At 64.0% G+C, this 13,024-nt stretch carries 13 protein-coding genes; 5 read left to right on the forward strand and 8 right to left on the reverse strand.

Translation table 11 applies throughout. The annotated features are described in order from the left end of the window. The first annotated feature begins 29 nt into the window (after positions 1 to 29). Positions 30 to 659, forward strand: coding sequence for a TetR family transcriptional regulator C-terminal domain-containing protein (locus tag FJ988_RS24890; RefSeq protein WP_140821088.1), 630 nt, complete (start codon positions 30 to 32; stop codon positions 657 to 659). 240 nt (positions 660 to 899) lie between these two features. Here the strand turns inward: FJ988_RS24890 and FJ988_RS24895 are convergent, their stop codons facing one another. Beyond that, the gene (locus tag FJ988_RS24895; protein WP_140821002.1) at positions 900 to 1,772 is read right to left on the reverse strand and encodes a helix-turn-helix transcriptional regulator; all 873 of its coding nucleotides are present in this window, start codon (positions 1,770 to 1,772) and stop codon (positions 900 to 902) included. Positions 1,773 to 1,875: 103 nt separating this feature from the next. On the opposite strand from FJ988_RS24895, the gene FJ988_RS24900 reads away from it, so the two are divergent. Both FJ988_RS24900 and FJ988_RS24905 read left to right on the forward strand, forming a co-directional pair. Beyond that, positions 1,876 to 2,715, forward strand: coding sequence for an SDR family oxidoreductase (locus FJ988_RS24900; protein WP_140821003.1), 840 nt, complete (start codon positions 1,876 to 1,878; stop codon positions 2,713 to 2,715). A gap of 2 nt (positions 2,716 to 2,717) precedes the next feature. After that, positions 2,718 to 3,434 (forward strand): SDR family oxidoreductase, encoded by a 717-nt coding sequence (locus FJ988_RS24905; protein ID WP_181183663.1) that lies wholly within the window; start codon positions 2,718 to 2,720, stop codon positions 3,432 to 3,434. Positions 3,435 to 3,475: 41 nt separating this feature from the next. Here FJ988_RS24905 and FJ988_RS24910 read toward each other — a convergent pair whose 3' ends face one another. The 5 genes from FJ988_RS24910 to FJ988_RS24935 all read right to left on the reverse strand — a co-directional run bounded on the left by FJ988_RS24910 (position 3,476) and on the right by FJ988_RS24935 (position 8,432). Beyond that, positions 3,476 to 3,934 carry a carboxymuconolactone decarboxylase family protein gene (locus FJ988_RS24910; RefSeq protein WP_140821005.1) on the reverse strand — a complete coding sequence of 153 codons (459 nt, stop codon included), beginning with the start codon at positions 3,932 to 3,934 and terminating at the stop codon, positions 3,476 to 3,478. Positions 3,935 to 3,963: 29 nt separating this feature from the next. Next, positions 3,964 to 4,482, reverse strand: a complete 519-nt coding sequence (locus FJ988_RS24915; protein ID WP_140821006.1) for an Rrf2 family transcriptional regulator — start codon at positions 4,480 to 4,482, stop codon at positions 3,964 to 3,966. A gap of 420 nt (positions 4,483 to 4,902) precedes the next feature. Further along, a complete protein-coding gene (gene preA, locus FJ988_RS24925) occupies positions 4,903 to 6,216 on the reverse strand; it encodes an NAD-dependent dihydropyrimidine dehydrogenase subunit PreA (RefSeq protein ID WP_140821008.1) in 1,314 nt (437 codons plus the stop codon). Positions 6,217 to 6,218: 2 nt separating this feature from the next. After that, positions 6,219 to 7,583, reverse strand: coding sequence for an NAD(P)-dependent oxidoreductase (locus tag FJ988_RS24930; protein WP_140821009.1), 1,365 nt, complete (start codon positions 7,581 to 7,583; stop codon positions 6,219 to 6,221). A 114-nt stretch (positions 7,584 to 7,697) separates the two neighbouring features. Continuing rightward, positions 7,698 to 8,432 (reverse strand): gamma-glutamylcyclotransferase, encoded by a 735-nt coding sequence (locus FJ988_RS24935; protein WP_140821010.1) that lies wholly within the window; start codon positions 8,430 to 8,432, stop codon positions 7,698 to 7,700. Positions 8,433 to 8,601: 169 nt separating this feature from the next. Here FJ988_RS24935 and FJ988_RS24940 point away from each other — a divergent pair, with 169 nt between their 5' ends. After that, on the forward strand, positions 8,602 to 9,378 hold the full coding sequence (locus FJ988_RS24940) for a VOC family protein (RefSeq protein ID WP_140821011.1): 777 nt from the start codon (positions 8,602 to 8,604) through the stop codon (positions 9,376 to 9,378). A 63-nt stretch (positions 9,379 to 9,441) separates the two neighbouring features. Here FJ988_RS24940 and FJ988_RS24945 read toward each other — a convergent pair whose 3' ends face one another. Next, the gene (locus tag FJ988_RS24945) at positions 9,442 to 9,930 is read right to left on the reverse strand and encodes a hypothetical protein (RefSeq protein WP_140821012.1); all 489 of its coding nucleotides are present in this window, start codon (positions 9,928 to 9,930) and stop codon (positions 9,442 to 9,444) included. A 207-nt stretch (positions 9,931 to 10,137) separates the two neighbouring features. Here FJ988_RS24945 and FJ988_RS24950 point away from each other — a divergent pair, with 207 nt between their 5' ends. Continuing rightward, complete coding sequence (locus FJ988_RS24950) at positions 10,138 to 10,527, forward strand: DoxX family protein (protein ID WP_140821013.1); 390 nt, start codon at positions 10,138 to 10,140, stop codon at positions 10,525 to 10,527. A gap of 26 nt (positions 10,528 to 10,553) precedes the next feature. Here the strand turns inward: FJ988_RS24950 and FJ988_RS24955 are convergent, their stop codons facing one another. Continuing rightward, positions 10,554 to 12,995, reverse strand: a complete 2,442-nt coding sequence (locus FJ988_RS24955; RefSeq protein WP_140821014.1) for an FAD-dependent oxidoreductase — start codon at positions 12,993 to 12,995, stop codon at positions 10,554 to 10,556. Positions 12,996 to 13,024: the final 29 nt, after the last annotated feature.

The raw sequence follows: 13,024 nt of genomic DNA on the forward strand, positions 1-13,024 counted from the left end.
CACGACAGCCCGCAAGGATGACGGACACGATGGAAGGCTCCGCTCCCCGCCGTACCCGCATCCAGCAGGAAAAGCGCGAGCTGATCCTCGAAGCCGCGCTCGAAGTCTTCTCCACCAACGGTTTTCGCGGCTCGACCATCGACCAGATCGCCGAAGCCGCCGGCATGTCGAAGCCCAACCTCCTCTATTACTTCCGGCGCAAGGAAGACATTCACGAGACCTTGATGCAGCGCCTGCTCGACACCTGGCTTGCGCCGCTGCGGGAACTGGACGACATCGGCGATCCGCTGACCGAGCTCCGCAGCTACATCCGCAGGAAGCTCGAAATGGCGCGCGACTTTCCGCGCGAAAGCCGGCTCTTCGCCAACGAGATCCTGCAAGGCGCGCCGCGCATCATGCCGCTGTTGGAAGGCGAGCTGAAGACGCTGGTCGACGAGAAGGCTACCATCATCAAGGGCTGGATGCGCGCCGGCAAGATTGCCAAGACCGACCCCTGGCATCTGATCTTCTCGATCTGGGCGACGACGCAGCACTATGCTGATTTCGACGTGCAGGTGCGCGCAGTGCTGGGCGCCGACCGCGGCGGCGACGGCCGCTTCGAGGATGCGGCGCGGTTTTTGGAGCAGTTGTTTCTGGATGGATTGAAGCCGAAGGATTAGCGTCTCGTCTTTTGGTAGTTGCTGCCGCTGAGGATTGGCCACAGCCCCTCCGCTTCTTCATCCACGGGCGGAGCAAGAAGCGTAGCGACGCAGCGCAGACCCGAGGATCCATTCCGTGACTTCAAGGCGTTACCACGGTGCAGAATTCTGCTCCGCTGCGGCCTACAATCAAGGTAACGGAATGGATCCTCGGGTCTCCGCGTCCGCTTCGCTCCCGCTCCGCCCGTGGATGACGAAGCCTCAGGCGCTGCGCCGTTCGCCGGGAAGCTCCTCAAGCAACTTCTTGAGCTTCGCGACCGAATTCTGTTCCGCCAGCGGCGTATAGACGATCAGCTTCATGTCCGAGCCATCGTCGATCGACAGGCTCATATGCTCGAACGCCATCGCGCCGGCAATCGGGTGCCGCAGATGCTTCAGGCCCGACAGCCGATGCACGACGTCGCGCTGCGGCCACCATTCGCGGAACTCCGGGCTGGAGCGCATCATCAGCGCGATCAGCCGTTCGAAATCGGGATCGCCGACATATTTCGCGCTCTCGGCGCGGAACGCGGCGAGCGTCGCGCGGGCCACTTGTTCCCAGTCGACCAGCAAATGCCGCCGGTGCGGATCGGTGAACACGCCATGGATGATGTTGCGGGCGTCGCCCTCCAGCAGACCGTAATCGCCGAAAATGGCCACGGCCGCGTCGTTCCAGGCCAGCACGTCCCAGCGCGGGCCGACGACATAGGCGGGCTGCAGCACCAGGCTCTGCAGCATGTGCAGCAAGGGCCCTTCGACCTTGCCCGCAAGGATGCGCCGCCGCTCGGGTTGCTGGCGCCCGGCGAGCGTGAACAGATGCCGCCGCTCGGCGGCGTCGAGCCTCAGTGCTTCGCTGAGTGCTGAAAGCACTTCGACCGAAGGCCGCACATCCCTGCCCTGCTCCAGCCAAGTGTACCAGGTCGTGCCGACGCCGGCGATCATCGCTACTTCCTCGCGCCGCAGTCCCGGCGTGCGTCGCCGCGCGCCGCAGGCGATGCCGGCAACATCAGGCGAGAGCTTCTCGCGGCGCGAGCGCAGGAAGGCGCCGAGCTCGCGCCGGCGATGATCTTCAGGGGAATGGGCGATGGCATCCATCCGCTTACTATAGCAGTACCGATACCAGGATAAAGTTTGAACTGTTTGGGATGCGCGGCCTGTCCCATCTTTGCGTTCGGATGAGCACAAGGAGGCTCTGAACATGGATCTCAAGAACAAAACAGCTCTAGTCACCGGCTCGACCGACGGCGTCGGCCGCGTCGTAGCCGAAAGGCTCGGCGCAGCCGGCGCCCGCGTGCTGGTGCATGGCCGCGATGAAACCCGCGGCAAGGCGACGGTTGCCGCCATCGAGGCAGAAGGCGGCAAGGCCGAATTTCTGATCGCAGACCTCTCATCGCTCGCCGAGGTGCGGCGGCTTGCCGATGCCGTCCGCGCGAAGACCAGCCGGCTCGACATATTGATCAACAATGCCGGCGTCGGCACCGGCGGCCAGGGCGCGAAACGGCAGGTGAGCGCCGACGGCTACGAATTGCGCTTCGCCGTCAACTATCTCGCCGGCTTCCTGCTGACCTCCGAACTCTTGCCGCTCGTCAAGGCCAGCGCGCCGGCGCGCATCGTCAACGTCGCCTCGGCCGGCCAGCAGGCGATCGATTTCGCCGACGTCATGCTGACCAGCGGCTATAGCGGCGTGCGCGCCTATTGCCAGAGCAAGCTGGCGCAGATCCTGTTCACCATCGACCTGGCCGAGCAGATCGAGGGCTCCGGCGTCACCGTCAATGCGCTCCATCCGGCAAGCTACATGGACACCACCATGGTCCGGCAGGCCGGCGTGACGCCATGGAGTTCGATCGAGACCGGCGCCGACGCCATCCTCAACCTCGCGGCATCGCCGGTGCTCGAAGGGCGCAGCGGCCTCTATTTCGACGGCCAGCGGGAATCGCGCGCCGACGCGCAGGCCTATGACCAGAAAGCCCGCCGTCAGTTGCGGCAATTGAGCCTCGACCTGATCGGGCAGCCATCAGCAAAATCAAAGGAACAATAGTCATGACCATCGAACATTGCGTCGTCATCGGCGGCTCGTCCGGCATCGGCCTTGCCACGGCCAGGCGGCTGGTTAGCCCCACCATGAAAGTGACGATCACCGGTCGCAACGAGGAGAAGCTTCAGAGCGCCTGGAAGAGCCTCGACGGCACCGCAGACAAGGCCGCTTTCGACGCCACGAAACCGGACGAGGTCCGCCAGTTCTTCGCGAATCTCGGCCCGTTCGATCACCTGGTTCTCGCGGCAAGCGGCGGCAAAGGCCTTGGACCGTTCGCGACGCTCGACCTCGCCGACATCAGCAGCGGCATCGACGAAAAAATCAAGCCGCAGCTCTCCTGCCTGCAGGCGGCCCTGCCGACGCTGAACAAGCATGGCTCGGTGACGTTCATCTCGGCCGTGTCGGCGCAGATTGCCGCGCCCGGCGTCGCCGGCATCGGCGCCATCAACGGCATGCTGTTGACCGTGGCGCCGATCCTGGCGATCGAGCTGAAGCCGCTGCGCGTCAATGTCGTGGCGCCCGGCGTCATCGACACGCCCTGGTGGGATTTCCTGCCCGACGGACAGCGGCAAGCGGTCTTCACCGAATATGCCGGCAAGACCCCGGTCGGCCGCATCGGCCGCGCCGAGGACGTCGCCGACGCCATCGCCTTCCTCGTCACCAACGGCTTCATGACCGGCCAGGTGCTGACCTGCGATGGTGGGTTGCGGTTCGCCGCGTAGCTGCCAGGCGCGTGGATTTCTCGTCCGCGCGCCTCGTTGCTCTAGGCAGCCTTGGCCTTCTCGACCGGATGGACCGAACGGAAGGGTATGGCGAGGCGGTTCCACATGTTGATCATGCCGACCAGCACGGTCAGCTTGACCAACTCCTCCTCGGAAAAATGCTCCAGCGTGCCGGCATAGAGATCGTCCGGAACGCCATTGTCGGAAATGTTGGTCACGGCCTCGGTCCAGGCGAACGCCGCACGCTCGCGCTCGGAAAACAGCGGCGACTCCTTCCAGGCGGCGACCAGATAGAGCCGCTGCTCGGTCTCGCCGTCGCGCCGGGCCTCGCGGCTGTGCATGTCGACGCAGTAGGAGCAGCCATTGATCTGCGAGGCCCTGAGCTTGACCAGATGGATCAGGCTGGCCTCGAGCCCGCTCGCCTCGACGGCATTGTTGAGCTCGGTCACCGCTTTCATCAGCGCCGGCGCCTTGGCGTAGAACTGCAATCTCTGTTTCATCGTCTTTCCTTTCACATCTGTCTGGCGGGTTAGGTTTGCTTGGTTGAACCGGATTTCTGCGGCCGCTGGTGGCGCTCGACGAAAGCGCAGCTCGCCGCGAAGGCGCGCGGGTCGCCTTCCGCCGCATACTCCGCCACGACGTCGGACACTTTCACTTCGGCGAGCGCCGCCCGGTAGGCGCGCTCGGCCTTCAGCATCGCGGCATTGATGCCGCAGGGTTTGACATAGGCCGACGCATCGACCTTGACCGGACCGTTGCGGCGGATCTCGCCGCAGCGGAAGGCGGGCTCGCGGCCCTCGACCGCCAGGACGATATCGAGCAGCGTGATGCGGTCGGCCGGCCGCGCCAGCCGGTAGCCGCCGGCCGGACCCGGCACCGATTCCAGAATGCGCGCCGCGGTCAGTTGGTTGAGATGCTTGAGCAGATAGCTCGGCGACAGCCCGAAGCACTCCGCCAGCGCAGCGCCCGGCATCGTGCTGTTGCCGTCGACGCTCGCCAGCGTGGCCGCACAGTGGATGGCCGCCTCGACGCCCTCGCCCAGCTTCATGATGCCGATCTCCAATTCATGGATATCTTTTATCCTGGATAATTTTTATCTGCAATAAGAGAATGCGGAGATTCATATACGGCCCATGGCGATATTGGGTTGCGCTCGCGGAGGGACGGAAAGCTAAGGAATTCGTTGTTCATTCTCGTGAGGAGTCGGCGCTGCCCCTCATTGCCCTGCCGGGCATTTCTCCCCGTAAACGGGGCGAAAGACGCCTTCGCCTATGATTTCGCCAATCGTCAGCGTTGCAAGAAAAGCGCCGAGGGCGCCACAGCTTGCCTTCTCCCCGTTCACGGGGAGAAGGTGCCCGAAGGGCGGATGAGGGGCGGCGCGAACTTCTCAAATCGAGGCGCCGCGTGCCAAACAAAATCGCCCCATGCGAATACACGGGGCGATTGAGCTAAAACTGCGAAGATAACCCTACTCCGCCGCGACCTTGGCCATCGGATTGTTCGGATGCGTCGTCCAGTTGGCGTAGATCGGCGACACCGGCTTGCCGGTACGCTCGTCCATCGCGCCGGCCGCCAGCGGCTCCATGGTGATGCAGCCCTCGACCGGGCAGACATTGACGCACAGGTTGCAGCCGACGCATTCGGCCTCGATCACCTCGAAATGCCTCGCGCCATTGACCATGCTGGTGATCGCCTGGTGCGAGGTGTCCTCGCAGGCGATGTGGCAGCGGCCGCATTTGATGCAGGCGTCCTGATCGATATGCGCCTTGGCGACATAGTTGAGGTTGAGATACTGCCAGTCGGTGACGTTGGGCGTGGCTCGGCCGATGATGTCGGAGAGCGAGGCATGCCCCTTCTCGTCCATCCAGTTCTCCAGGCCGGCGATCATCTCCTGCACGATCTTGAAGCCGTAGGTCATCGCCGCCGTACAGACCTGCACGTTGCCGGCGCCGAGCGCCATGAATTCGGCGGCGTCGCGCCAGGTGGTGATGCCGCCGATGCCGGAGATCGGCAGGCCGCGGGTTTCGGGATCGCGCGCGATCTCGGCCACCATGTTCATGGCGATCGGCTTCACCGCCGGGCCGCAATAGCCGCCATGCGAGCCCTTGCCGTCGATGGTCGGCTGCGGCGCGAAGGAGTCGAGATCGACGCCGGTGATCGAGTTGATGGTGTTGATCAGCGACACCGCATCGGTGCCGCCGGCATGCGCCGCCCGCGCCGGCTTGCGGATATCGGTGATGTTGGGCGTCAGCTTGGTGATGACGGGCATGCGCGTATACTGCTTGCACCAGCGCACCACCATCTCGATGTATTCCGGCACCTGGCCGACCGCCGAGCCCATGCCGCGCTCGCTCATGCCGTGCGGGCAGCCGAAATTGAGCTCGATGCCGTCGGCGCCGGTCTCCTCGACCAGCGGCAGGATCGCCTTCCAGCTTTCCTCCACGCAAGGCACCATGATCGAGGCGATCAGCGCCCGGTCCGGCCAGTTCATCTTGACCTGCTTCATCTCGCGCAGATTGGTCTGCAGGTCACGATCGGTGATCAGCTCGATGTTGTTGAGGCCAAGCAGCCGGCGGTCGGCGCCCCAGATCGCGCCGTAGCGCGGGCCGTTGACGTTGACGACCGGCGGGCCTTCTTCGCCCAGCGTCTTCCAAACCACGCCGCCCCAGCCCGCCTTGAAGGCGCGCTCGACATTATAGGCCTTGTCGGTCGGCGGCGCCGAGGCCAGCCAGAACGGATTGGGCGATTTGATGCCGACGAAATTGTTGCGAATGTCTGCCATGCTCATGCCCTCCCGTTCGAGGTCAGTGCCCGGTGGATGCTCTCGGCCGCGTCGCGCCCTTGCGCGACGGCCGAAACCGTCAGGTCGTCGCCGCCGAAGATGCAATCGCCGCCGGCCCAGACTTTTGACAGAGACGTGCGGCCTTCGCCATCGACCTTGATGCGGCCGGCCTCGAGCGCGATCTCCTCGCCGCTGCCGTTGAGATGTGCCGGCACAAAGCTCTGGCCGATCGCCTTGAACACCTGGTCGGCGGCAAGCCGCAGCGTTTCGCCGGTGCCGGCGAGCTTGTCGCCCTTCATGGCGGTGTATTCAAGCTCGATCGCCACGACCTTGCCGTTCTCGGCAACGACGCGCCTTGGCTGCAGCCAGTGGCGGATGCTGACGCCGTTGGCGGCCGCCAGATCCTGTTCGAAGCCGGAGGCATTCATATCCTCCTGGCCGCGCCGGTAGCAGATCGTCACCTCCTCGGCGCCGAGCAGCTTCGATTGCACCGCGGCATCAACCGCCGTCATGCCGCCGCCGATGACGACGACGCGCCGGCCGACCGGCAGGCTGGAGAGATCGCTCGCCTGCCTGAGCTCGGCGATGAACTCGACGGCATTGGCGACGCCGTCGGCGTGCTCACCATCGGCGCGCAGCGCATTGACGCCGCTCAGCCCCATGCCGAGGAACACGGCATCGTAGTTGCGGATCAGGTCGGCGAGCTGGAAATCGCGGCCGAGCGCCTTGCCGTTCTGGATGTCGATGCCGCCGATCGCGGTCACATAGTCGACCTCCGCCTGGGCGAAGTCGTCGACGCTCTTATAGGCGGCGATGCCGTATTCGTTGAGACCGCCGGCCTTTGGCCGCGCCTCCAGGATCGTGACCTCATGGCCGTGGCGGGCGAGACGATGCGCCGCCGCCAGCCCTGCCGGTCCGGCGCCGACCACGGCGACGCTCTTTCCGGTCGCTTCCGCGCGTTGGTAGAACTGCTTGTCCTCGCTCATCGCGACATCGGTGGCGTAGCGCTGCAGCCGGCCGATCTGCACCGGCTTGCCCTCCGCCACTTCGCGCACGCAGACCTCTTCGCACAGCGTCTCGGTTGGGCAGACGCGGGCGCACATGCCGCCAAGGATGTTCTGGTCGAAGATGGTCTTGGCCGAGCCCAGCGGATTGCCGGTGGCGATCTGGCGGATGAACAGCGGAATGTCGATCGAGGTCGGGCACGCATTCATGCACGGCGCATCGTAGCAGAAATAGCAGCGGTCGGATTCGACCAGCGCCTCGTGATGATCAAGCGGCGGGTGCAGGTCGGAAAAATTGTCGGCATATTGCTCGGAAGACAGCCGGCCGCCGGCAATGCCTTCGATGAAATGACCAGTCGCCATTCCAGTTCCCCTTGTTGTCGTTTTGGGGAAGGCTAGCACGTTTTATTTTTTTATCAATTGGTCAATTTTCGGCCAAGTAGCTGAAAAACCTGAATAAAAACATGATAATCATACTCATGTTTTTCCTGCAACTGTCGCGGCTGCCGGTTCGCTGTTCGAGACCCCGTGGCCATGGATTGACCTGATCTCGTCAGCGACCAGCTCCTGCAGCCGCCACAGATTGCGGTCGTGAATGCCGAATGTCTCGAGGTGGCTGACGGTGTTGTAGAGATATTCGGCGCCGGAACCGACATGACCGCAGGCGCGAGCCAGAATCCCTGCAACCTTGTCCAAAGGCTGCCCGAGCGACGTTCCCCGACCTGTCACCCCGACCCAGAAGCCCAAGGCACGCAACGGCCCCTGGGCCGTGCGGACGGGAACCCATCTGACCGAGCTGACCGCCTCATGATCGTCGATCTCGCGCCGCAGAAGCGTCTCGATATGGGCTTGCTTGTCGCCATCGGGCAGGCGGTAGACCACGCCGTCGCAGCGGCCGCCGCGTTCGAGCGCCATCATCAGCCCGGGCTGCTCCTTGCTGCCTCTCCAGCGGATCAGGTCGAGGCAGAAGGACCGATGCCAGCCATAAGTGGATGCGCGCCGCTGCTCGACGGATTCGAAGGCCGGTTTCCAGATCAGCGATCCATAAGCGAACACCCAGAGCGGCCCCGCGTCGGCCTCGCCGGCAAGGCGCTGCGACAGCGCCCGGAAATCGTCGTCGCTCAGCTGTGTCCAGTCTCCGCTAGGACCTGGATCCGCCTCCTCTCGGTGGCACAGACCGACAAGCTCTGGCGTGAGCGACATCTGGCGCATGAATCGGCAATCCCCTCGTCGACGGCAAGCAAAGTCGAAAACAGGCGAGCGCGCAAGAATGCCGGCCTTGCCGCCATCGATTTATGGCCCATGTCGGAATCCTGCCGCCCAGAACGTCCTAGGATGGATCGAACAGCGATCGCTGCCTGAACCGGTGAGGAGACCGACCATGCCGAATTCCCAATGCCCCTTCTTCTGGTACGAATTGATGACCACCGACCTCGACGCCGCCGAGGCTTTCTACACCGCCGTCATCGGCTGGAAGGCCGAGCCTTTCGAAGGCACGCCGGGCATGCCGCGCTATATCGTGATGAACTCAAGCCTGCGCGGCGTCGGCGGCCTGATGACCATGCCGGAAGAGCCGGCCAAGATGGGCATGCCGCCGACCTGGCTCGGCTATATCCATTCCAGGGATGCCGACGCCTCGACCGAAGCGGTGAAGCAGGCGGGCGGCGCCGTCCACCGCGCACCGGACGATATTCCGGGCGTCGGCCGCTTCGCCGTCGTCGCCGATCCGCAAGGCGCCACCTTCATGTTCCTGCAGCCCAACCAGCCCGACCAGCCGCCGGTGCCGGCAACGACTTTCGGCCATGTCGGCTGGCACGAACTCTATACGAGCGACTGGAATGCCTCCTTCGACTTCTATTCCAGCCAGTTCGGCTGGCAGAGCGCCGGCCAATTCGACATGGGCGAAATGGGCATCTACCAGACGTTCTCGGCCGGACCGGAATCCGGCGGCGGCATCATGAACAAGCCGCCGCAGATCCCGGTGTCGTTCTGGCAGTTCTATTTCAACGTCGATGCGATCGATGCAGCCGCCAAGCGCGTCACCGACAATGGCGGCAAGGTCATCATGGGCCCGATGGACGTGCCGAGCGGCCAGTGGATCATCCAGTGCCAGGACCCGCAGGGCGCGCATTTCGCGCTGATCGCGCCGGGGCGGTGATCCAGCCCGTCCGATAACACTGAAGAGCTCCCACTGCGCTGCCGACGCGGTGGGACTTGTCTGTCATTCCGGCGCCAATACGGCGACCTTGATGCTCTCCTCCTTGGCGCCGCTCACCTGGATGATCGCAGCGCCACCGGCCAATTTGAAGCGCACGCTCTTGCGGATGCCGGGGCAGGTCTTCACGCCGCTGAAGGCCGAAGATTTCACGGCATGACCGTCCTGGATGACGTCGATCCAGGCTTCGCCCGAAAGGCTGACCTGAAGCTCGCCATCCGGCGGCACGGTGACGTTCGCCGTCGCGCCGAACGTGCCGGCGGCAGGCGCGCGTTCGGGCGGCACGGTGAAGCTGACCGCATCGGCCGGCTCAAGCGCCAGATCCGCGGCGGCTCCGACGGCAAGGGTAGCGCCGGGCTGTGCGGCGGGCGCGGTGGCGAACAAGGACTGCTCACGCGCGACCGGCCATTTGAACTTGGCGCAGCCTGCGTCGTCAGCCATGGAGAAGCTGGTGCCTGCAAGGATTGCAAAAAGGCTGATGACGATTTTTCTCATGACGAAGGGCATCCACGTTGGAGGTATTTGCATATAGATACAACCATAGCGATACTTATGCAACCATAACGAGAGAAAAATCGTAGAAAGCCGGATCGGCGGAACACCACCCATCACCGATTGTTGATGGCTGGCCATGGGGTGTGAATAGCCCAGCGCCGGTCGATATTCTATGGCCGACGGAAGGGTTGAAAAATGGAGTTTTAGATGAAGCTTTTTGAGAGCCTTTCCCAGTACCGGCCGCAGGCCTTGGGCATATTGCGCATCATGACCGCGCTGCAGTTCATCGAACACGGCTCGCAAAAACTGTTCAATTTCCCGGTCAGTGCCCAGCCGCACGCCCTCAGCGGGCTGACGACGACGGCCGGCATCCTCGAATTCGTCGGCGGCATCCTTTTGGCGCTCGGCCTGTTCACCCGCCCGGTCGCGTTCCTGCTCGCCGGCGAAATGGCGATTGCCTATTTCATGGCGCATTTCCCGAAGGATTTCTTCCCCGTCAACAACGGCGGCGACGCGGCGATCTCGTTCTGCTTCATCTTCCTCTATCTGGTCTTCGCCGGCTCCGGCGCCTTCGCGCTCGACAACAGGCGCGGCTGACCGCGACGCTAATGCGCGCCTGCAGGTCAAGCGCGCATCCGCTCGAAATTGGCATCGAACAGTGGGGCCGCCTGGACGCGCGCCGCATGGCGCTTGCCTAAAATTTCGATCTCGAACCCATCTGGCCTGTCGGCGATCTCCTTCGGCACATAGCCCATGGCGACCGACGTCTTCGCATTGTGCGCATAGCCGCCCGACGTCACCCAACCGCGCACGGCGCCGTCATGCCAGATCGCCTCGTCGCCGATGACGTCGGCATCGGCCGCATCGACGATGAAGGCGCGCAGGCGGAGCTTGCCGCCCTGCTTGCGCTCGGCCAGCGCCGCCTGCTTGCCGATGAAGTCTGCTTCCTTGCTGTAGGCGACGAAACGGTCGAGCCCGGCCTCAAGCGGCCCGTAGATCGGCCGGTACTCACGCGCCCACGAGCCGTAGTTCTTTTCCAGCCTCAGCGCATTCAGCGCGCGCGAACCGAACAGGCCGATGCCGAATTCTTCGCCCGCCGCCATCAGCGCCTGATAGGCAGCGCGCTGATATTCCGGCGCCACCCAGATCTCGTAGCCGAGATCGCCGGTGTAGCTGACGCGGCCGACAAGGCACGGCGCCATGCCGATATCCATCCTGGCCACCGCCATGAAGGGGAAGGCCGCGTTGGAGACATCGGCGCGCGTGACTTTCGCCAACACCTCCCTCGCCTTCGGTCCGGCTATCGCCAGGCCGGTGAGTTTTTGGCCCAGCGCCTCGACGCGCACCGAACCGTCCTTGGGCAGATGCGCCTCGAACCAGCGCATGTGATACTGCTCGGCAATGCCGGAGCCGGCGATGAACCATTCATGCTCGTTCGAACTTGGGTCGTCGATATTGGCCAGCGTGAAATCGCCGATCAGCTTGCCATCGTCCTTCAGCATCGGCGCCAGCGTCATGCGGCCGCGCTTGGGCAGCTTGCAGGCGAATATACGGTCCAACCAGGCGGCGGCGCCCTCGCCCGTCACAGCGTATTTGGCGAAGTTGGAAATCTCGGCCAGGCCGACGCCGTTGCGGACCGCGGCCACTTCGCGCGCCACATGGTCGAAGTCGGTCGAGCGCCGCCACGAGAACTCATCCTTGACGCCTTCCGGCGCGTACCAGAGCGGCACTTCCAGCCCGTAAGAGACACCCCATTGCGCGCCCTTGGCGGCAAGCGTGTCGTAGACCGGCGTCGTCTTGAGTTGGCGTCCGGCAGGCAGTTCCTCGTTGGGAAAACGGATCGAAAAACGCCGCGAATAGTTCTCGCGCACCTTGGCGTTGGTGTAGGCCATCGTCGCCCAGTCGCCGTAGCGCGCCACATCCATTGCCCAGATATCGGCTCCGGGATCGCCTTCGATCATCCAGTTGGAGAGCGCCAAGCCGACGCCGCCCCCTTGCGAAAAACCGGCCATGACGCCGCAGGCGACCCAGAAGCCCGGCAGTCCGCGCACCGGCCCGACCAACGGATTGCCGTCCGGGGCGAAGGTGAAGGGGCCGTTGATAATCTGCTTGATGCCGGTCTTTTCGAAGGCCGGAAAATGCCGGAAGCCGACTTCCAGCGATGGCGCGATGCGGTCGATATCCGGCTCCAGCAGCTCATGGCCGAAATTCCACGGCGTTTGGAACTCGGACCACACCTTGTTGGCCTTCTCATAAGTGCCCATCAGCATGCCGCCGCGCTCCTGGCGCAGGTAAAGCTCGCCGTCGAAGTCGACCGCATGGATGATTTCCGTACCGGTCTTCTTGTTCCAGTCGGCGACCTCCGGCATGTCCTCGGTGATAAGGTACATGTGCTCCATTGCCAGCACCGGCAGTTCGAGCCCGACCATGCGGCCGACCTCGCGCGCCCACAGCCCACCGGCATTGACGACATGCTCGGTCACCACCTCGCCCTTGTTGGTAATGACGCGCCACAACCCGTCGGGCCGGCGCACGATGTCCTCGACTTTGGTGAAGCGCTCGACCTCGGCCCCGAGTTTGCGCGCCGCCTTGGCATAGGCATGCGTCACCCCGGACGGATCGAGATGGCCGTCTTCCTTGTTGCGCACCGCGCCGACGAATTGCTTCGGGTCGATCAGCGGCATCATTTCCGCCGCTTCCTTGGCCGAGATCACCTCGAGGTCGATGCCGAGATAGCGGCCCTTGGACACCACGCCGCGCAGCCAGTCGAGCCGCGCCTCGGTCGCCGCCAAAAGCACGCCGCCGGTCAGGTGCACGCCGGTCGCCTGCCCCGAAAGCTCCTCGATCTCCTTGTAGAGGTTGATCGTATATTTCTGCAGCTTGGCGACGTTGGGATCGCCATTGATCGTGTGCATGCCGCCCGCCGCGTGCCAGGTCGAGCCGGAGGTCAGCTCGTCGCGCTCCAGAAGCACGACATCGGTCCAGCCGTGCCGTGCCAAATGGAACAGCACCGAGCATCCGACGACACCGCCGCCGATGACCACGACCTTTGCATGCGATTTCATGGAGTTTTCTCTGATTTCAGCGCGTTGGA

The organism is Mesorhizobium sp. CU3 (assembly GCF_006442965.1).
Taxonomy (GTDB): domain Bacteria; phylum Pseudomonadota; class Alphaproteobacteria; order Rhizobiales; family Rhizobiaceae; genus Mesorhizobium.